The 20620-nt window shown below is 61.5% G+C and carries 18 protein-coding genes; 14 read left to right on the top strand and 4 right to left on the bottom strand.

Going from position 1 to position 20620, the window contains the following annotated elements:
• Positions 1-41 precede the first annotated feature (41 nt).
• Entirely contained in the window at positions 42-413 is a 372-nt protein-coding gene (locus IHQ71_RS07460) for a cupin domain-containing protein (protein ID WP_258161313.1), read from the bottom strand.
• 8 nt (positions 414-421) lie between these two features.
• A complete protein-coding gene (locus tag IHQ71_RS07455; protein ID WP_258161312.1) occupies positions 422-2530 on the bottom strand; it encodes an FAD-dependent oxidoreductase in 2109 nt (702 codons plus the stop codon).
• A gap of 369 nt (positions 2531-2899) precedes the next feature.
• On the opposite strand from IHQ71_RS07455, the gene IHQ71_RS07450 reads away from it, so the two are divergent.
• From IHQ71_RS07450 to IHQ71_RS07390, 13 genes are all read left to right on the top strand, one after another.
• Positions 2900-4231 (top strand): ABC transporter substrate-binding protein, encoded by a 1332-nt coding sequence (locus IHQ71_RS07450; RefSeq protein ID WP_258161311.1) that lies wholly within the window; start codon positions 2900-2902, stop codon positions 4229-4231.
• A 125-nt stretch (positions 4232-4356) separates the two neighbouring features.
• The gene (locus IHQ71_RS07445; RefSeq protein ID WP_374990007.1) at positions 4357-5301 is read left to right on the top strand and encodes a carbohydrate ABC transporter permease; all 945 of its coding nucleotides are present in this window, start codon (positions 4357-4359) and stop codon (positions 5299-5301) included.
• The gene (locus IHQ71_RS07440; protein WP_258161309.1) at positions 5298-6251 is read left to right on the top strand and encodes a carbohydrate ABC transporter permease; all 954 of its coding nucleotides are present in this window, start codon (positions 5298-5300) and stop codon (positions 6249-6251) included. Before IHQ71_RS07445 ends, IHQ71_RS07440 begins: the two co-directional genes overlap by 4 nt.
• Positions 6248-6451 (top strand): hypothetical protein, encoded by a 204-nt coding sequence (locus IHQ71_RS07435; RefSeq protein ID WP_258161308.1) that lies wholly within the window; start codon positions 6248-6250, stop codon positions 6449-6451. The genes IHQ71_RS07440 and IHQ71_RS07435 overlap by 4 nt, the downstream gene beginning before the upstream one ends.
• Before the next feature lie 3 nt (positions 6452-6454).
• Positions 6455-7552, top strand: coding sequence for an ABC transporter ATP-binding protein (locus IHQ71_RS07430; RefSeq protein WP_258161307.1), 1098 nt, complete (start codon positions 6455-6457; stop codon positions 7550-7552).
• Positions 7545-8558: an ABC transporter ATP-binding protein gene (locus IHQ71_RS07425; RefSeq protein WP_258161306.1), complete on the top strand. Its 1014-nt coding sequence runs from the start codon at positions 7545-7547 to the stop codon at positions 8556-8558. The genes IHQ71_RS07430 and IHQ71_RS07425 overlap by 8 nt, the downstream gene beginning before the upstream one ends.
• A gap of 5 nt (positions 8559-8563) precedes the next feature.
• Complete coding sequence (gene dhaL / locus IHQ71_RS07420; protein WP_258161305.1) at positions 8564-9184, top strand: dihydroxyacetone kinase subunit DhaL; 621 nt, start codon at positions 8564-8566, stop codon at positions 9182-9184.
• Entirely contained in the window at positions 9181-9585 is a 405-nt protein-coding gene (gene dhaM / locus IHQ71_RS07415) for a dihydroxyacetone kinase phosphoryl donor subunit DhaM (RefSeq protein WP_258161304.1), read from the top strand. The genes dhaL and dhaM overlap by 4 nt, the downstream gene beginning before the upstream one ends.
• Positions 9586-9622: 37 nt before the next feature.
• Entirely contained in the window at positions 9623-9925 is a 303-nt protein-coding gene (locus IHQ71_RS07410; RefSeq protein ID WP_258161303.1) for an HPr family phosphocarrier protein, read from the top strand.
• On the top strand, positions 9912-11522 hold the full coding sequence (gene ptsP, locus IHQ71_RS07405; protein WP_258161302.1) for a phosphoenolpyruvate--protein phosphotransferase: 1611 nt from the start codon (positions 9912-9914) through the stop codon (positions 11520-11522). Before IHQ71_RS07410 ends, ptsP begins: the two co-directional genes overlap by 14 nt.
• Positions 11519-11929 (top strand): hypothetical protein, encoded by a 411-nt coding sequence (locus tag IHQ71_RS07400; protein ID WP_258161301.1) that lies wholly within the window; start codon positions 11519-11521, stop codon positions 11927-11929. Before ptsP ends, IHQ71_RS07400 begins: the two co-directional genes overlap by 4 nt.
• Positions 11930-12137: 208 nt before the next feature.
• Complete coding sequence (gene dhaK / locus IHQ71_RS07395) at positions 12138-13127, top strand: dihydroxyacetone kinase subunit DhaK (protein WP_258161300.1); 990 nt, start codon at positions 12138-12140, stop codon at positions 13125-13127.
• Between the two features lie 295 nt (positions 13128-13422).
• Entirely contained in the window at positions 13423-14409 is a 987-nt protein-coding gene (locus tag IHQ71_RS07390; RefSeq protein WP_258161299.1) for a calcium-binding protein, read from the top strand.
• A gap of 74 nt (positions 14410-14483) precedes the next feature.
• Here IHQ71_RS07390 and IHQ71_RS07385 read toward each other — a convergent pair whose 3' ends face one another.
• Together IHQ71_RS07385 and IHQ71_RS07380 are read right to left on the bottom strand one after the other, a co-directional pair.
• On the bottom strand, positions 14484-18368 hold the full coding sequence (locus IHQ71_RS07385; protein WP_258162767.1) for a caspase family protein: 3885 nt from the start codon (positions 18366-18368) through the stop codon (positions 14484-14486).
• Between the two features lie 104 nt (positions 18369-18472).
• The gene (locus IHQ71_RS07380) at positions 18473-19588 is read right to left on the bottom strand and encodes a Gfo/Idh/MocA family protein (RefSeq protein ID WP_258161298.1); all 1116 of its coding nucleotides are present in this window, start codon (positions 19586-19588) and stop codon (positions 18473-18475) included.
• A 157-nt stretch (positions 19589-19745) separates the two neighbouring features.
• Here IHQ71_RS07380 and IHQ71_RS07375 point away from each other — a divergent pair, with 157 nt between their 5' ends.
• The gene (locus IHQ71_RS07375; RefSeq protein WP_258161297.1) at positions 19746-20606 is read left to right on the top strand and encodes a MurR/RpiR family transcriptional regulator; all 861 of its coding nucleotides are present in this window, start codon (positions 19746-19748) and stop codon (positions 20604-20606) included.
• The last annotated feature ends 14 nt before the right edge of the window (positions 20607-20620 follow it).

Raw genomic sequence — 20620 nt, 5'->3', positions numbered from 1 at the left:
CCCGTCAATCGCCAAGACGTCGCGACCTACCGCTGCGACCATCAGATGTCGGTCGTGACGGCGAGATAGCTCTTGCGGATCGAGGGCGAGATGATGTGCCAGATCACCCTTGTGCCCTTGGCGATGATCCAGCCGTCGCCGGGGCCATAATGGACGGTGACGCCGGTCGCCTCATCTGTGAGCGCGAGTTCGCCATCGAGCAGCGTGGCGTGCTCGTGGAAGGGATAGGTGACGCGGTACTTGCCTTTTGTCGCGGCATAGAGCCCACCCGAAACCGGGGTCTCGAAAGTACCGAAGGTGAGCTTGCCGGAGACCTGCATCGGGCCTTCCAGCGTCTCGGCGCCGATATCCTCGGGCGTGCCCCAGGCGTCAAGGCCGGCGCGGTCCATATCGAGCTTGAACGGTATCATCATGTCTTTCCTCATAGCGGCGCGAGGCCGGTGATTTCGCGTTTGAAGGGGAGTTCGCCCTCGGCGAGCGGCGGCTGGTCGAGTTCTTCTGCATAGCGGCGGCCGGCATAGGTGGCGTGGGCGATTGTCGCGGGCGCCAGCGCGTCGCCGATCGCCGTGACGCATTCGATGCCGCTGTCGGCCCATTCGGGTTTGCGCGCCAGCAAATCAAGACAGAGGGCGTCGTTCGGCAGGCGTGCGGTGACGGGGATGACGCAATCGGCGGCGATCTTTTCCAGCTTGCCGGTGAAGGTGCAAGCGAGTGTGGCTTCGCCAGGCGAAACGCTTTCCAGTGCCTTGAAGCTGATGATCTTTATGCCTTTTTCCAGCATGCGCTTCTGGATGAAATGCTGTTCCATGGTGTTGCGGGTCCAGGTCGAGGCCTCCGAGGCGGGCGTCGCATAGGTCACGTCGAAACCCTTCTCGGCCATCAGCTCGGCCATGACGCCGCCCATGTAATAATGCTCGTCGTCCCAGACGAGCACCGTGCCGCCGACCGGCATGCGGCCGTCCATCACATCGCTCGGCGAGAGCACCTGGCTGCCCTCGGCGATCCGCATCGGGAGCGTGTGATAGTGGCCGACGCCATCGGCGCGCCAGGTCGAACCCGTGGCGATCACCACGCGCGGGATGCCGAAGCTCAGCACATCGTCGGCGGTGAGGCGGCTTTCGAAATAGGTTGCGACATTGGGCAACTGGTTGAGCTGCAGCTTGCGGTAATCGGCGACGCGGATCCAGGCAGAGAGGCCCGGCAGCTTCGCCTCCTTCAGCACGCGGCCACCGAGTTCGGTGCCGGCTTCGGCGAGCGTCACGTCATAGCCGCGCTTGCCAAGCGTCTGCGCGGCCTCGAGGCCCGCAGGGCCGGAGCCGACGATCAGCACCGGCTTGTCGGTCTTCTTCCGCCGCACCTTCTCCGGGTGCCAGCCCTTGCGCCATTCCTCGGCCATGGTGGGGTTCTGGGTGCAGCGGATCGGCGACATGGTGAAATCGCCGGAGACGCAGATGTTACAGCCAATACATTCGCGGATGTCGTCGAAACGGCCTTCCTCGATCTTCTTCGGCAGGAATGGATCGGCGATCGAGGGCCGCGCGGCGCCGATCATGTCGAGAATGCCCTTGTTGACCAGGCTTACCATTCGGTCGACCGAGGTGTAGCGGCCGACGCCGACCACGGGCTTGGAGGTCAGCCGTTTGATACCCAGAATGAACGGTTCCTGAGCGCCTTCCTCGGCGAAGCGCGAGGTGCGGCTGTCGTTTTCCCAGCCGGCCAGAGTCACGTCCCAGAGATCAGGCAGATCGCCCATCAGGCCGATCATGTCCTCGACCTCCTCCTTGTAGAGACCGCCCTCGCCCATGAGTTCATCGACCGAAATACGGATCGGCACCGCGCAGGTATCGCCGACGGCCGAAATCGTTTCCTCGGTGATCTCGCGCATCAGCCGGATGCGGTTTTCGATCGAGCCGCCGTATTCGTCGGTACGCTGGTTGTATCGGCGCGACAGGAAGTGATGCAGGAAGCCGAGCGCGTGGGCGGCATAGACGTAGATCAGGTCGAAGCCCGCACGCTTCGCACGCCGGACCGCCGCCAGATGCCATTTGCGGACATTTTTGATGTCCTCCATGTCCATGCGGCGCGCCTGCACCGGATCATAGGTGAAGGTGGCGACCGGCAGATGCGCCGGCCCCATCGGCACTTCGCGCGTATAGAGGTTCGAGCCGTTCATGCCGTTATAGGCAAGCTCGATGCCGGCAAGGCTGCCGTGTTCGTGGATCTTGTCGGCCATGCGCGATAGGGCCGGAATGTCGCGATCATCCCAGAGGCGAAGCTCGATGAAGGGCGTGATCTCGGATGTGTGATGGAGCTCGACCTGCTCGGTGCAGATGACCGCCCAGCCGCCCTCGGCCTTAACGCCGCGCATATGGGCGAGTGCCGTCGGATCGCGGTAGCCCATGCCGTTGCAATGCGGCACCTGGTAGAAGCGGTTGCGCGCCGTCACCGGACCGATCTTGACGGGCTCGAACAGTACGTCGTAGCGGGCAGGCCGCGCCAGCTTGGTGCCCCATTCCACGAATTCATCCATCGCGTTCCTCCTTCATGCGACGCAACGAGCCATAGTCGCTGCTTCAAATAAAGTAATCTTTGCAGTCGCATTGGTTTGAAGAAACGGAAGCAGGCGCTGCAAATGCGGTCTCGCGATGCTTTTTCACCAGCCACTTGTCTGAACCAAAACCTGAGCGAATCCAATCAACTAAACAATTCTCGCCATCGCAACACCTTGTACCTGCTGCAATGCAGCACATTTTCCGATTGCCATGTTTAGTGATTTGTGTCGATATAAACATATAACTCAACATTCGGGTGGGGAGACCTGGTTTGTCCGAGTTATTGGTCCCACGGGAACGGGGCCGATTCGGGCCGGCATGGGGCCGGTGCCAACTGGGAGGAAATCATGCGTCATTTAGGAAAAGCCATACTCGGAGCCACGACCGCGACCGTGCTGAGCCTCGGCATCGGCCAGAGCGCCCAAGCCGAACAACTCACGCTCTGCTGGGCGGCATGGGATCCGGCCAACGCGCTGGTGGAACTGTCGAAAGACTTCACCGCCAAATCCGGCATCGACATGAAATTCGAATTCGTGCCGTGGACCAACTACGCCGACCGCTTCCTCAACGAATTGAATTCCAAGGGCAAGCTCTGCGACCTGATCATCGGCGACAGCCAGTGGATCGGCGGCTCGGCCGAGAACGGCCACTATGTTAAACTCAACGACTTCTTCGACAAGGAAGGCATCAAGATGGATGACTTCGTGCCGGCGACGGTCGTGGGTTATTCAGAATGGCCGAAGAACACGCCGAACTATTGGGCGCTGCCCGCCATGGGCGACGTGGTCGGCTGGACCTATCGCAAGGACTGGTTCACCAAGCCGGAACTGCAGAAGGAATTCAAGGAAAAGTACGGCTGGGACCTGGCCGCACCGACCACCTTCGAACAGCTCAAGCAGATCGCCGAATTCTTCCAGAAGCGCGAGATCGACGGCAAGACCGTCTATGGCGCATCGATCTATACCGAGCGCGGCTCGGAAGGCGTGACGATGGGCACGATGGACGTGCTCTATTCCTTCGGCTTCAAGTATGAAAACCCGGACAAGCCGTATGACATGGAAGGCTTCGTGAATTCCGAGAAATCCGTGAAGGGCCTGGAATTCTACAAGGCGCTTTACGATTGCTGCACGCCTCCGGGCGCATCGAACAGCTATATGGGCGAAGGCGTCGATGCCTTCAAATCCGGACAGGTGGCGATGCACATGAACTTCGCCTTCACCTGGCCGGGCCTTCAGAAGGACGAAGCCGTCGGTGGCGACAAGATCGGCTACTTCGCCAATCCGAAGGGACCGGATGGAGATCAGTTCGCGCAGCTCGGCGGACAGGGCATCTCGGTCGTTTCCTATTCCGACAAGCAGGAAGCCGCTCTCAAGTACATCAAGTGGTTCGCACAGCCTGACGTGCAGGCCAAGTGGTGGCAGCTCGGTGGCTTCTCGTGCCTGAAGGCCGTGGTCGAAGACCCGGGCTTCGTCGCCAGCCAGCCCTATGCCAAGACCTTCCTGGAATCGATGGCGATCGTGAAGGACTTCTGGGCCGAGCCTAGCTACGCTTCGCTGTTGCAGGCTTCGCAGAAGCGCTTCCACGACTATGTGGTTGCCGGCAACGGCACCGCGAAAGAAGCACTCGACGGCCTGGTCAAGGACTGGACCGAAGTGTTCGAGGACGACGGCAAGATCTAACCTTCTCCCCGGAAAGGTCTCGCCGTTACGGCGGCGGGGCCTGACCGGAGCCTGACAATCCAAGCCGGAAGACCGGCACATGAAACCCAAGGGAAAATCCGGTGACCGACACCACCTCATCCGCGATGGATAGGGCCGCCGAAGCTTTGGCCCGGAAGACGCCGCTCAAGGCCGCGCACCGCATACGGGGCCTGTCCGACAAGTGGATCGCCTGGGTCTTCATCTCCCCGGCCATCGTGCTGCTGCTGGCGATCAACATCTTTCCGCTGTTCTGGGCGATTTATCTGTCCTTCACCAATTTCCGTGCCAACCGGCCGAACGCGGTCGTCGAAAGCGTCGGACTTCGGAACTACCAGCGCGTGCTCAACGATCCCGATATCTGGATGGCGATGCAGACCACGGCGCATTTCGTGTTCTGGACGATCGTCCTGCAAACGTTGATCGGCTTCTCACTCGCCTATCTGATCGACCGCAAGTTCCGTGGACACGCCTTCTGGACGACGATCATCCTGATCCCGATGATGCTGTCGCCCGCCGTGGTCGGCAATTTCTGGCGCTTTCTCTACGAGCCTCAGATCGGCCTCTTCGCCTACGCCGTCTCGTTCCTTTCGGGGCTGCATCCCTCGGATATCCAGATGCTCGGCAATACGAGCCTGGCGCCATGGTCGATCATCATTGTCGATACGTGGATGTGGACGCCCTACGTGATGCTGATTTGCCTAGCCGGCCTGCGCTCGATCCCGGATTACATCTATGAAGCGGCCGAGGTCGATCGCGCCTCCCCCTGGCGGCAGTTCTGGACGATCACCGTGCCGATGGCGCTCCCCTTCATCATGCTCGCCGTGCTGTTCCGGGGCATCGAGAACTTCAAGATGTTCGACATGGTAACGCTGCTCACCGGCGGCGGACCCGGCTCGACCACCGAGGTCGCCTCGATCACGCTCAAGCGACAGGCCTTCGAAAGCTGGGCGACCGGACGGTCCTCCGCCTTCGCCATCGTCCTCTTCGTCGCGGTGTTCGGCCTCGCCAACATCTATGTCAAGGCACTCAACAAGGTGAAGCAACGATGAGCTCCGGCAACACAGCCCACTCGGTCGTCGAGCCGAGCCAGACCACGAAATATGTCGCAGGCACGATCGTCATCATCTATGCGCTGATCACCATGGTGCCGCTCGCCTGGATCTTCCTGACCAGCATCAAGTCGCCGCCGGATTCGATCGCCTATCCGCCGCGCATCCTGTTCACGCCGACGCTCGAGGGCTACTGCAACCTGTTCACGACCCGGACGCGGCAGACGCCGGATTACATTGCAGCGCTCGGCGCACCCCAGGGCACTTGCGACACAGTTACCCGCAAGCGCAACATGGTGATCGCCGGACCGTCGAATTTCCTGCCGCGCTTCGTCAATTCCCTGGTGATCGCCTTCGGCTCGACCTTCCTGGCGGTGTTTCTCGGCACGCTCGCGGCCTACGGATTCTCGCGCTTCAAGGTGCCACTGGCGGATGACCTGCTGTTCTTCATCCTGTCGACCCGGATGATGCCGCCGGTGGCGGTCGCGATCCCGATCTATCTGATGTATCGCGAGCTCGGCCTGTCCGACACCGCGCTCGGCATGATCCTGCTCTATACGGCGGTCAACGTGTCGCTCGCCGTCTGGCTGCTCAAGGGCTTCATCGACGAGATCCCGCGCGAATACGAGGAGGCGGCGATGATTGACGGCTATACGCGGCTGCAGGCCTTCCGCAAGGTCGTGCTGCCGCAGGCGACGACGGGCATTGCCGCGACCGCGATCTTCTGCCTGATCTTCGCCTGGAACGAATATGCTTTCGCGGCGCTCTTGACCTCCGGCACCGCGCAGACCGCGCCGCCCTTCATTCCGACCATCATCGGCGAAGGCGGGCAGGACTGGCCGGCGGTCGCCTCCGGCACCACAATCTTCCTGATCCCGATCCTGCTGTTCACCATCCTGCTGCGCAAGCAACTGCTGCGCGGGATCACCTTTGGAGCCGTGCGCAAATGAGTATCGACAGCACAAAGCCCATCAACAAGAGATCGCCCTGGCTGCGTCGCGGCCGGCTGGAGAATATCGCGGTGGCCTTGATCGGGGCCGGCTTCCTGATGATGTTTCAGCCCTTCGTGATGGCGCTTTATACCTATTCCTTCGTGACGCTGCTGGCGGGCACGGCCATGTTCGTCATCGTCTCGAAGTTTCCGGAGTAGATGATGTCCGAAATACGCGTGGAAAATCTGCAAAAATCGTTCGGCAGCTTCAATGCCGTGCAGAACTCGAATTTCGTCGTCGAGGACGGCGAGTTCCTGGCGCTGCTTGGTCCGTCCGGCTGCGGCAAGACGACAACACTGAGGATGATCGCCGGCCTCGAACTGCCGAGCTCAGGCCAGATCTTGCTCGATGGCAACGATGTCACCATGCGGCGGGCACGCGACCGCGACATCGCCTTCGTGTTCCAGCTCTTCGCGCTCTATCCGCATATGAATGTGCGCAAGAACATGGCCTATCCGCTGGTCAACCAGGGCATGCCGCGCGGCGAGATCGCGACGCGCGTCGAGGAAACGGCCAAGCTGCTGCAGATCACGCATCTCCTCGACAAGTCGGTGTCGGGGCTCGCGGGCGGCGACCGCCAGCGTGTGGCGCTCGGTCGCGCCATCGTCCGGCGTCCGAAATGCTTCCTGATGGACGAGCCGCTCGGCACGCTGGATACCGAATTCCGCGACCTGATGGTGCGCGAACTCAGGGAACTCCATAACCGGATCGGCGCCACGACGGTCTATGTCACGCATGACCAGCTCGAAGCCATGTCGATGGCCGACAAGATCGCCATCATGAGCAATGGCGTCATCGAGCAATATGGCACGCCGGAAGAGGTCTATAATCGCCCGGCGACCATGTTTGTTGCCGATTTCGTCGGCTCGCCGCCGATGAATTTCATCCGTTTCGAAGGCGGGCTGAAGAAGGGCGATACGAGCATCATGATCGACGGGCAGCCGGTCTTCGTGCCCGAGGTCCGCGAGGACATCGCGCCCACCAAGCTGGTGCTCGGCGTACGGCCGGAGCATATCCGCTTCGACGACCGCTCGGGCCTGCGGGGCCAGGTGTTCGAGACGGCCTATCTCGGCACGTCCCAGATCGTCGCCATCAATATCGACGGCACGATGATCAAGGCGCGCACCTCCTCGGCGCGCCAGCTTTCATCCGGCGACAATGTCGGGCTGAATTTCGATGGGCCGAAACTGTCGCTGTTCGAGGAAGCCTCTGGCCGGGCGATCCGCTCGGTGCTTTACGATGGAGGGCTCAATGGCTGATATCGTCCTCAACCAGGTCAGCAAGGCCTTCGGCGACAACCAGGCGGTCAGGGGCGTATCGCTCGAGATCCATGATGGCGAATTCGTCGTGCTGCTTGGACCGACCGGCGCCGGCAAGACCACGACGCTCCGGCTGATCGCCGGGCTCGAAAAGGCCGACAGCGGCAATATCATGATATCAGGCGAGCGGGTCAACGACCTGCCGCCCTCCGCGCGCGACACAGCCTTCGTGTTCCAGCAATATTCGCTCTATCCGCATCTGACCGTCTACGAGAACCTTGCCTTCCCCTTGAAGTCGCCAGCGCGGAACATGGACAAGAATGCGATCGACCGCCGCGTGCGCGAGGTCGCGGCGATGGTCCGCATCGCCCACAAGCTGGAGAATAAGGCGACGAGGCTTTCGGGCGGCGAGATGCAGCGCGTGGCGATCGGCCGGGCACTGGTTCGTGAGCCATCCGTCTTCCTGATGGACGAGCCCCTCTCCTCGCTCGATGCCAAGCTGCGCGCCGATCTTCGGCTCGAACTCAAGCGCATCCAGAGCGATCTCGGTGCCACCATGCTCTATGTCACGCACGACCAGATCGAGGCGATGACCATGGCCGACCGGATCGGCATTCTGCATGAGGGCGAGCTGATCCAGACCGGGACGCCGCGCGACATCTACGAGCGCCCCGCCAACCTGCATGTCGCAGCGCGTCTCGGCCAGCCGGCGATCAACTTTGTCGAGCCCGGCCTGATCCCGGTCGCCAACATGCCGGACGGCGTGCGGACGATCGGCGTCAGGACCGAGCATCTGGAAATCTTGGCCTCGGCCAACGGATCGGCCAATGCCGAGATTGACTGGATCGAGCATTTGGGTGACCAGAAGCATCTGCACCTGAAATGCGGACCGAAGAAGCTGATCAGCCTGGCCGATCCCGCCTCGCCGCTGAAAGCCGGAGACCGGGTGGCGCTGTCGCTGACCAACCCGCTCTATTTCGGCGCGGATGGCAGGCGGATCGGATGATGGAAATGGACACGGTAGCGATGCTGAAAGCAGATGACATCAAGGCCCTGATCGGGGCGCTCTCGAAGACAATCGCCGATCACGCCGACGAGTTGACGGCGCTCGATTCGGCGATCGGCGATGGCGATCACGGTTACAACATGAAGCGCGGCTTCGAGGCGCTGGCGGGTGAAGCCGATGCGCTCTCCGCCAAGCCGATCGGCGAGGCGTTGAAGGCGGCCGGCATGAAGCTCGTGATGACTGTGGGCGGCGCGTCCGGCCCGCTGTTCGGCACCTTGCTGATGACGCTCGGCAAGGAAATCGGCGAGACCCCCGACCGCGCCGCATTCAATGCCGCATTCCGCAAGGCGGTGGATAGTGTCGCCGTGCGGGGCAAATCCGAAAAGGGCCAGAAGACCATGCTCGATGTGCTCTACCCGATATCAGATGCGCTGGATGGCGGGGGCGATCCGTTTGGGATCAAGGAAGTAGCGGATGAGGCCGCCAATGCCACCATTCCCGTCATCGCCTCCCGCGGCCGCGCGTCATTTCTTGGCGAGCGCTCGGCGGGTCATATGGACCCAGGTTCGCGTTCGGTGGCGCTGATGGCAAGGACAATTTCGGATTTCATGGAGACGCGCCGATGAATGGCTCACCGGAAGACAATGTCGGGATCGTCATCGTGTCCCACTCGCCGAAAGTCGCCGAGGGCACGGCCGACATGGTGCGGCAGATGGTCGGCGACGAGGTGAAACTCGCCTGGTGCGGCGGCGATCCGTCGGGCGGGCTTGGCACATCGGTCGAATCCATTATTGCTGCGATCGAAAATGCCTGGACCGAAAAGGGTGTCGCAATCCTCGTCGATCTCGGGGGAGCGGAAACCAATTCGGAAATGGCCATCGAGATCATCGGTGAGCCGCGCTCGGAGAAGATCCGCATCTGCAATGCGCCTATCGTCGAGGGCGCGGTGATGGCCGCGACCGAGGCTTCGGGCGGCGCGGCTCTCGGCGCGGTAGTGGCAACGGCGGAAGAACTTTCCCCGCTTTGATAAGCGGACCAGGAGCGGTATTATGGAGAATGCTGAGATGGATACGGCAACAGCGGCGACCCAGGTGACGATCACCCATGCGGTGGGCCTGCATGCCCGTCCGTCGGTGAAGTTCACCAAGCTCGCCAAGACATTCCAGGCCAGGACAGAGATCGCGGCCAGGGATGGCGGGCCGTGGATCGATGCAAAGAGCATCGTCAAGGTCATGGCGATGAAGGCGCCCGAGGGTACGGTGCTGCATATCCGCGCCACGGGCCGCGATGCCGATCAGGCAGTGGAGACGCTCCGCGCGCTGGTGGAGCGCGATTTCGACGAGGGCGGAGTCCATGAGCAGGGATGAGCAGGTTTTCACGGGAACGCCGGCCAGTGCAGGTTTTGCCATCGGGCCGGTCTTTTGTGCCGCGCTTGCCGCGCACGGGCATTACCAGCGCCATAAATCGACCGACGCGGAATACGCACATCTGGTCCATACAGTCGAATTGACGATGGGACTTACCATCGACATGATGTCAAAGGCGCGTGGTGATGCCGCCGACATTCTCGAGTTCCAGGCCGCCATGCTTGGAGACGATACATTCCGAGACGCGGCGAAAGAATTGATCGACAACGGCATGGCGGCCGATCTCGCCTGGAGCCAGGTGCTCGACGCCGAGATCGAGAACTATGCCCAATCCGAGGAGGAGTATTTTCGCGCCCGCACGGCCGATCTGATCGACATCAAGGACCGCGTGCTGCGGGAATTGCGCGACGAATTGGAGGCGGCCATTCCTGAAAATGTGATCTATCTTGCGGACGATATCACGCCGACCACCTTCCTCTTCCACAATTGGACGGACGGTGGCATCGTATTGCGGCAAGGCAGCCCCACGAGCCATGTCGCCATGCTGGCCCGCCAGCGCGGCGTGCCGATGGTCGTCGGCATCGGTAGCGGGCATATCGATTCTGGCTTGCCCTCGCTTCTCGATGCCCAGGCGGGTCGTTTTGTCGTCGAACCGGACGACGCATCGCTTAGGACGTGGAAGGACGACTGGGGTGCCTTCGAACGCAAGGCAACGGTTGCCGCGCGGTTCGCGCCCAAGCCCGCCAGGACCGCTGATGGCGTGTCGATCGCGGTCCATGTCAACATCGCAGACCCGCAGGAGACGGAAGCCATCGACATCGGCCATATCGACGGCGTCGGGCTGATGCGGACCGAATTCCTCTACAATAGCAGGCTCCCCGACGAGGAGACGCAGTACGCCGCTTATCGAAAAGTCCTGCTATGGGCCGGCGGCAAGCCGGTGACGATCCGCACGGCCGATGCCGGCGGTGACAAGCCGGTGCCCGGCTTCACCGAAGCCGAGAGCAATCCATTCCTCGGCGTGCGCGGCATCCGCCTCTGCCTCGCAAAGCCTCATATTTTCCGGGTGCAGATACGGGCGCTGTTGCGCGCCGGCGTGCATGGCAATCTCAAGATCATGCTGCCGATGGTGTCTGTGCCGGATGAAATCGAACAGGCGCGCGCGCTGTTCGACGAGGAGATGCACAAGCTCAAGGACGCGGGAGTGGCTTTCGCCCGGCCCGAACTCGGCATCATGGTCGAGGTGCCCTCGGTGGCGATCACGCCGGAGCGTTTCAAGAAGGCCGCCTTCTTCTCGATCGGCTCGAACGACCTGACGCAATATGTGATGGCGGCGTCTCGCGACAGCGGCGCGCTCGCGAAGATCGCCGAGCCTAGCAATCCGGCCGTGCTGTCGTTGATCGGCAATGTCGCGCGATTTGGGCTGAGAAACACCATTCCCGTCAGTCTCTGCGGCGACGCGGGCAGCGATCCGGCGTTGATCCCCCTCCTGCTCAAGACGGGATTGCGTTCGGTCTCGGTCGCCGCATCGCGGATCGGCATGGTCAAGGCGGCGATCGCGGAGATCGATCTCGAAGGCATGGAAAGAAGCGCGTGACAGACATTGCCGTCGAGGATCCCGTCAAGCTCTACAAGGCCCGGCTCTCGGCGCTCATCGACAAGCGCCCCTCCGGCACGCGCCAGCGGATCGCCGATGCGCTCGGCAAGCATCGCAGCTTCGTGACCCAAATCCTGTCGACGGCCTACGCGACGCCGCTTCCGGCCAAGCATGTGCCTGTAATCTTCTCGGTCTGCCATTTCAACGGCGAGGAGAAGCGGCAATTCCTCGAGGACTACCACGCGGCGCACCCCGAAAAGCGCGAGGAACTGGAAGGCGGCACGGTGCTTCGGCACATGTCGCTGATGGTGCTCGACTTCAAGGACGAAGAGCGGAACCGGCGGTTCGACGAGGCGATCGCGGAGTTCGCCCATCGCATGGCGGCGATCATGGGGAAGAGTGAATAGCTAGGTTGGTGGTTTGGGCGCCCCTCATCTGCCTGCCGGCATCTTCTCCCCGCTCGCGGGGAGAAGGGACTCGTGGGGCGGTTGGTCGCCACTCTCAACGTTGAGAGTCTGTTGCGGACGGCAAGCCCAGCGTCCCCTCTCCCCGTCCTTACGGGGAGAGGGCTAGGATGAGGGGCAGACGTGAAATGCAATTTGGGAGGAGAACACGATGAAAAAGTTCATGAATTCGGTGGACACGATCCTGACCGAGAGCCTGCATGGTTTTGCCGCGGCACATGCCGAAATCCTGACGCTCGACCAGTCCGGAAAATTCATCCGCCGCAAGGAACTGAAGGCCGGAAAGGTGGCGCTGATCTCGGGCGGTGGCTCGGGGCACGAGCCGCTGCATGGCGGTTTCGTCGGCCATGGCATGTTGGATGCCGCCTGCCCGGGACAGGTCTTCACCTCGCCGACGCCCGACCAGATGATGGAAGCGGCGGCCGCCGTCGATACGGGCGCCGGCTGCCTATTCATCGTCAAGAACTATGAAGGCGACGTGATGAATTTCGAGATGGGCGCCGAGATGGCGTCCGGCCAGGTTATGAGCGTCATCACCAATGACGACGTCGCCGTCGAGGACTCCACCTGGACGACCGGCCGGCGCGGCGTTGCTGGCACGATGGTGGTCGAGAAGATCGCCGGTGCGGCCGCCGAAAGCGGCATGGCGCTCGCCCCCCTCGCCGAGCTTGCCAGGCGCGTCAATGCCAATGCCCGCTCGATGGGCGTGGCGCTGACCAGTTGCACCGTGCCGGCCGCCGGCAAGCCGACCTTCGACATCGGCGATGGCGAGATGGAATTCGGTGTCGGCATCCATGGCGAACCGGGCCGCCGCCGCGATACGCTGAAGAGCGCCGATGCGATCGCCGAGGAAATCTGCTCATCCATCGTCAACGACCTCGGCAACAGGGCGAAGGGCAATGCCCTGCTCTTCGTCAACGGCTTCGGCGGCACGCCGGCGATGGAACTCTACCTGATGTACAATTCCGCCCGGGCGATCCTCGAGAAGAAGGGCGTGACGATCGTCCGCTCGCTCGTCGGCTCCTATGTCACCTCGCTCGACATGGCCGGATGCTCGATCACCGTTGTCATGATGGACGACGAGATGCTCGATCTCTGGGACCGGCCGGTGCATACGGCGGGCCTGCGCTGGGGTATGTAAGCACCGGCTGACTCTGGACAAGCCAGATCACTCTGCGTCAACCCGTTGACATCAGGTCACGTGGGGGAGTCTTGCCGGAACAAGTCCGCGGGCGGCGCGTTCGGCAGGCTGAGCGCGCTGAATCGCGACGAATTTAACGAATCTGAACCTGGGATTAACGGGCTTTTCAGCCCCAATTCAGAAGGATCGCGTTAGAGCGCGCATAATGCCGGCCTGTTTGCCGCGATTTGACCATCAATCTGGTCCAGTTGCGGCGCACTGAGCCTGGCGATGCAGGACGAGGAAGGAAAAATCCATGGCCAAGACTTACACAGGCACCAACGGGGTCGATGTTGTCAATCAGACGAACCAGGATGACTACTACAATATCATCACCAAGGGCGGCGCTGACCAGATCAATGTGATACTGACCGACACCTGGGTCAATGCCGGCGATGGTGCCGACGTGGTGACCAGCGATATCGAGGGCGCCAACAGGTTTAACCTGGGCGGTGGCGCGGACACCTATACCGGTGACGGCTTCGCCAAGAGCGGACGTCATGACGAGATCTATGGCGCCGGCGGCAACGACACGATGACCATCCACACCCGTCAGAGCGACTATTTCGGCGACGGCGGCAATGATTTCATCTCCTCGGCGGGCTACTGGAATCTCCTTGTCGGCGGTAATGGCAACGACACCGTCAGCTACATGGCCCAGGACGACGACTTTCTGAAGGGTTGGGGCGTCGATCTCGACCTCGGCCGGGAATTCGCCCGCACCGGCCAGGGCCGCAAGGAAAAGATCTTCGATTTTGAGAATGCCGAAGGCACATCCTACGGCGACGGCATCTTTGGCTCCAAGGGCGACAACAAGCTCTGGGGCATGGATGGCAGCGACGATGTCAACGGCTTCAAGGGCAATGACAAGCTGTTCGGCGGCAATGGTGCGGACTTCATTTATGGCGGCAATGGCGCGGACGATCTGACCGGCGACAAGGGCGTCGACAAGATGTGGGGCGATGCGGGCAACGATCACTTCATCTTCACTGACGTTACCGACACGGGCGTCGGCGGCGGCAATCGCGACATCATCGAGGATTTCGAGAATGGCGACAAGATTGACCTGAGCGCCGCGGGTTCGTTCACCTTCATCGGCTCGGCGGCTTTCAGCAACACAGCCGGCGAGCTTCGCTTCGATAACGGCGTTGTTTCCGGTGACGTGGATGGCGACGGCACCGCCGACTTCCAGATCGAGGTCAAGGGCGTCAACAGCCTCCAGGACAGTGATTTCATCCTCTGACGGGATCGCATCTTCTTAAATGCAGAACGCCCGGCTCATCACCGGGCGTTCTTCCGTTTGGGCATTCGCTGATCTCAGGTGCGCGAACCCGTCAGCTTGTCGATCGCGGTCGATGTCGTCACGCCGAAGACACCGTCGAGCGGACCTTTGTAATAGCCACGCTGCTGCAGCACGCGCTGAATTTCACGGCGGAATTCCTGGCTGTAGTTCGCCGCGCCCTTCTTCATGTCGTTGATGAAGGGTGCCTCGCCGCCTTCCAGCGCCGAAATCGCCAACCGTGCGGCCTCGCGCGGGTCCGGGCTGCTGCCCATGCCGCGGTCCAGGAGATAGGCGAGATTGCCCATGGCGTATGTATTGCCGCTGCTGGCCGCCTTCTCATACCAGATCTTGGCCTGGTTGTAGTCCTGGGGGACGCCCTTGCCGTTCTCGTAGAGCCAAGCGAGAGACGCCATCGAATAGGGATCTTCCCGCTCGGCACCCTTCTCGTACCATTGGCGCGCTTCTTCGAAATTGATCGGCGCACCGAGGCCGTTCTGCAGCGCGTAGCCAACCGAACCCATCGAGTTAAGGTCGCCGAGCTCGGCACCGCGACGATAATAATCCAGCGACTTCACGTAGTCGCGCGTCACGCCCACGCCCTCGCGATACATCCAGCCGAGCGAGGAGAAGGAATAAGCGTCGTTCTGTGCCGCCGCCATCTCGTACCAGCGCAGCGCCTCGGGATAGTTGACCGGCATGCCGAGACCATATTGCGCCATGTAGCCGAGCGACGACATGCCCGTGACATCATTCTTCTCGGCGGCACGACGATAGAGATCGAGCGCGCGGCCATAATCCTGGTCGACGCCCTTGCCTTCGCGATAGAGCCAGGCGAGCGCCGAGAGCGCATAGGCATCGTTCTTGTCGACGCCCTTCTCGTACCAGTAGCGCGCCTCGTCGAAATTGACGTCGGTGCCGAAGCCGTTCTGCAGCGCATAGCCGACGGAACCCATGGCGTTGATATCACCCTGGAGCGCCGCCTTGCGGTAGAAATCGAGCGACTTCGCATAATCGCGCTCGACGCCGAGGCCTTCGCGATAGAGCCAGCCGACGGAGGCCTGCGCATTGGCGTAGTCCTGCATCGCAGCCTTCAGATACCAGTCGAAGGCAACTTTATAGTTCTGCGAAATGCCGCCATAGCCTTCACGGTAGATCCAGCCGAGCGAGGCCTGGGCGTAGGAGTTGCCGGCATTTGCCGCCCGCTCCATCATCCGCATGCCCTTCTGCATGTCCTGAGGTTCGCCGTTACCATAAATCGCCAGCCACGACATGTTTGTATAAGCGTGCGAATTGCCGAGATCGACGGCCTTCTGATACCAGCGGCGCGCCTGCTCGTAATTGCGGTCCATGTCGTTGGCGCGGCCGATCATGTCATAGAGCATGGAGTCGCGCGGGTCTTCCTCTGATGCCCTCGTGCAGACATCGATCGCCTTGCGGATCTGGATATCGGCGAAGACGACGCCCGGGAAGTTCGGCTCCGAGCCCGGTTCGCCGGCCAGCGCATAGCATTCGCGCGCGGTGCTGGTCAGGCTCTTCACATTCGGACGAAAGGTGATGGCATCGGCAATCGTGGTCGAGACCGAATTGCCGCTATTGACGTCGGCGCCGTTCTCGACCTTGCCGCTCGAGGAAATGCCGACATTGTTGTTGGTGTTATTGTTGGCGGTCTCGGGATTGAGATCCTTGCCGGCCGCCAGGCTGTCGATGGCGGTCATCGTGTCGGCGCCGAAATCACCGTTGACGACGCCACGGAAATAGCCTCGCTCCTTGAGCACGCGTTGGAACTCGACGCGGAAATTGGCCGAGAAATTGGTCGGCGACTTCTTCAGTTCGTCGAGCTTGCCGGTATCGCCGCGTTCCACCGCAGCCACCGCCCAACGCACCGCTTCCTTGGCGTCGACCGACGTGCCGAGGCCCTGGTCATAAAGGCGCGAGAGATTGCCCATGGCATAGGCGCTGCCGGCATCGGCGGCCTTCTCATACCAATAGCGGGCTTCGACATAATCCTGCTTCACGCCGGCACCGGCATCATAGAGGAAGCCGAGCGAGGCCATGGAATAGGAATCGCCCGCATTGGCGCCCTTCTCGTACCAATTGCGCGCCTCTTCGTAGCTTTGCGGCATGCCGAGGCCGTTCTGCGCGGCATAGCCCATCGCGGTGATCGAACTCATGTCGCCGGCATCGGCGCCACGGCGATAATAGGCCAGCGACTTCTCGAAATCCTTTTGGACGCCCACGCCTTCGCGATAGAACCAGCCGAGATTGCCGAGTGCCGTGGCATTGCCCTGCTCGGCCGATTTCTCGTACCAGCGGATCGCCTCGGCATTGTTCTGCTCGGTGCCGCCATAGCCATCGCGATAGAGGAAGGCGAGCGAAGCCTGTGCCGCATGGTTGCCGGAGATCGCACCCTTTTCGAACGCCTTGCGGCCTTCCTCGACATTGACCGGACCATCGAGGCCATAGACCGAGAACCAGCCGAGATTGGTCAGCGCGAAGAGGTTTCCGAGATCGGCTGCCTTCTTGTAATTGCGGCGTGCTTCGGCATAGTTCCGGTCGGCCTCATGGGCGCGGCCGAGAAGGTCGGTCAACATGCCGTCCTGCGGATTTTCGTTGACGGCCTGGGCGCAGGCCGTGAGCGCACGCCTGGCATCGATCTTGGTCAGGTAGACGCCGGGAAAACCGCTGAGAGACTGCGGCTCGGCCGCCAGCAGATAGCAGTCGCGCGCGGCGGGCGTATCCTTGAGGGTGAAGGAGGTAATGTTCTGGTTCTGCGCCGGCGCGAGCGAGGCGATCGCCTGCTCGGCCTCGCCCTTGTACTTGCTGTCCGGATAACGCTCGAGAAACCGCTTCAGGGCCGACGTATCAGTCGAACCCTTCAGCGCCTCCCAGGCGATCTGGTCGGCGCTTATATCAGGGTCGGCTTCGGCCTTGGCGAGCAGTTGCAGCTTCTTTTCCGCCAGCATTTTGTAGACGGCGTCCGAGCCGTGCTTGGCGATGAAGGCTTCCAGAAGTTCCTTATCAGCGAGGTCCTTGATGTTCTGCCAATCGGCAGCCGCCGATGAAATGCCGTTCGGGGCGACTTCTTCCTTCTTGTCCTCGGTCTTGGTGTCGGCGTTGTTGTTGACGGTGACGTTGAGTTCCTTGATCGAGAGATAGATCTGCGCACCGCCGAGCGAGCCATAGACGAACGGCTCCTGCTTGCGCTGCGTGACCTTGACCACCTCGTCGCGGACTTGGCCGAGTGCGATGCGGATATCAACGCCGGGCTGGGCGATATATTTCGACAGCGCTTCGGCGAAGGGCGAGTTTTCGCCCGAGCCGTCAAGCGCCACGGTGCCGGCGCGCGAGGCATAGGCGACCAGCGTGTCGGCGCCTTCGGGCTCGACCTTGGCAAGGCCCTTCTGCACGGCGCGCGTGCCCGACGAAGCAGCCATCGCCTCGATGAACGGGTTGTTGCGGCAGGCATCGAGGATGATCAGCTTGAGGCGCGAGGCGCCGTTGAGCGAGCGTTCCGCGCGCTCCAGCGGCAGCGCTTCATCTTCGACGTCGCGATCGGACTTCAGCAGGGCGTCGGTCGGGATGAGGTAGTTGGTGCCCTTCATTTCCAGCCCGTGCCCGGAATAATAGAGCACCGCGACCTCGGAGCCATAGACCTTGTCCTCGAACGAGCGCAGCGCCTTCTTCATGCCCACCAGATCGACGTCGATCGCGACATCGACCTCATCGAAGCCGGCGGCGAGCAGCGTGGTGCGCATCAGCTGGACGTCATTGCTGGGATTCTTGAGCGGCGCCGTCGCCAGGTATTGCTGATTGCCGATCAAGAGCGCAACTCTCTTGCCCGCTTCCGCGGCACCACTGGAGAATGCGAAAACCGCCGCGAATACAATTAAAAAAGGGAGACGGCGTGGTGTAAGCCGCATGGACATGCCCGTACCTCCAGAAAGTCTATCGGGAGTATTACGGATGGCCCCATGAGATTCAATGTCGCGCATGGAGAAAATTTAATAATTGATAAACCCGGGGCTCACGCAACGGTCATCCAGCGGCGCTCGAAATGCGATCTGGCCATCGCATGAACGGCCCTTTCTATTTCCAGGCCGCGTTCGAAATCGATCACGTGGGCGGGTTGTCCTGATATTGCCGAGAGCATTTCCCGGCATTCGATGATCTTCAGATCGTTGAAGCCGAGCCCATGGCCCGGCGCCGGTATGAACTTGCCATAGATCGGGTGGCTACCAGACGTCATGATCGTGCGGAAGCCGTGATTGGCCGGTTCGCCCTTGCGATCGTAGAGCTGGAATTCGTTCATCCGCTCCTGGTCGTAAAGGATGGAGCCTTCGGAGCCGTAGACCTGAACCATGATTCGGCCCTTGCGGCCCCAGGCTGAGCGATTGGCGAGCAGCACGCCGGACACGCCGCCTTCCATATGCATCAGCACATTGGCGATGTCGTGGTTCTCGACCGCTCGCCTGCCCCCTTCCCGCGCCGGCCGGTCGGCATAGGGCTTGGCCATGTCGGTCATCACTTCGGTCGGCAGACCGACGAGAACCGAGAGCAGTGACAATGGGTGGACAGCAAAATCGTCGAGCGCGCCGTAGCCGGATTGCACCTCGCTCTTCCAGTAAAAAGCTTCCTGGGGATCGGCCATGTAGTCCTCGTCCATCTCGACGCGGACATGGGTCACATCGCCGATAGCACCCGAACGGATGAGCGCGGCGATGTGACGGACCAGGGGATTCTGGATGTAGTTGTAGCCCATCACAGTGACCTTGCCCGACGCGCGGGCGGCGGCGAGCATGTGCTCGGCATCGGCAAACGAGGTTGCCATCGGCTTTTCGCACCAGACATGCTCGCCGGCTTCGAGCGCGGCGATCGCCATTTCGGCGTGGAACTGGTTGGGCGTGGTGACGGAGACGACATCGACATCCGGATTGGCAACGACTTCGCGCCAGTCGCCCGTCGATTGGGCAAAGCCGAACTCATCGGCCTTCTTGCGGGCGAGATCGGCATTCACCTCGCCAAGGCTGACGAGGCGCGGCCGCTCGACATCGCCGAACACTGATGTCACCGCGTTCCACGCCAGCGCGTGGCACTTGCCCATGTAACCCGTGCCGATAAGACCGATTCCCAATCCCGCCACGACATCCTCCACGTCAGATTTCCGGAACGGATACGCTATCGCAATTAATTTGGGAATAGAAATTTCGCCATCGCGGGGATTTTGACAGCGGTTTCGCTTTTTTGTGGAATAAACGTTCCGGTCTTGGTATGCACTCCTCTCAAATGTGGAGGAATGGATGGACGAACCGGCGAAGACCGCACCGAGCCCGCGCGATTTCGACAGTTTGCGTGCATTCATGGTCGAGCGCAAGTCCGACATGCCCAAGCGGCTGGCGCAGGTTGCAGCCTATTCGCTCGCCAATCCCGATGAAATCGCCTTCGGCACGGCCGCCAGCATCGCCTCTGCCGCCGAAGTGCAGCCTTCGACGTTGGTACGGCTGGCGCGGCACCTCGGCTATGAAGGTTTCTCCGATCTGCAGAGCATTTTCCGCGACAGACTCAAGGAGAAGAACCTCTCCTACGAGGAGCGCCTCAATATTCTGGAAAAGGACAGGAAGCATGTCGAGGAAGCCGAGCTTCTGAGCGGCTTCCTCAACGCTGCCTCACAGTCGATCGCGCGCCTCGCCTCTGCAATTGATCCGGCACATTTCGCCAGGGCGGTCGATATCATGGCGCAAGCCGAGACCATCTATCTCATTGCCAAGCGCCGCTCCTATCCTCTCACCGCGCATATGGCCTATGCCTGTGGCAAGCTCGGCATCCGCTACATCATGGTGTCCTCGCCCAACGGTGTGGAGCCGGAAATGGCGCAATTCGCCACCAGCCGCGACGCCGCCTTCGCCGTGTCGTTTTCGCCCTACGCCGCCGACAGCATCGCCTATGCCCAGGCCTTCGCCAAACGCGGCGTGCCACTGGTGTCGATCACCGATTCGGTCTTCTCACCACTGACGGGTTTTTCGACCACATGGTTCGAGGTCGCGGAATCGGATTTCTCGGGCTTCCGGTCGCTCTCGGCGTCCATGGCGCTTGCCATGGCCCTGCCGGTAGCGATCGCCGAGAAGCGGCGGCAGAGCGGGCGTGAAAAGTTGCAGAACTGATGATGAAACAAAAA

Origin of the sequence: Rhizobium sp. TH2 (assembly GCF_024707525.1) — a bacterium.
GTDB lineage: Bacteria > Pseudomonadota > Alphaproteobacteria > Rhizobiales > Rhizobiaceae > Rhizobium_E.
This window is presented reverse-complemented; position numbering and strand designations above follow the sequence as displayed.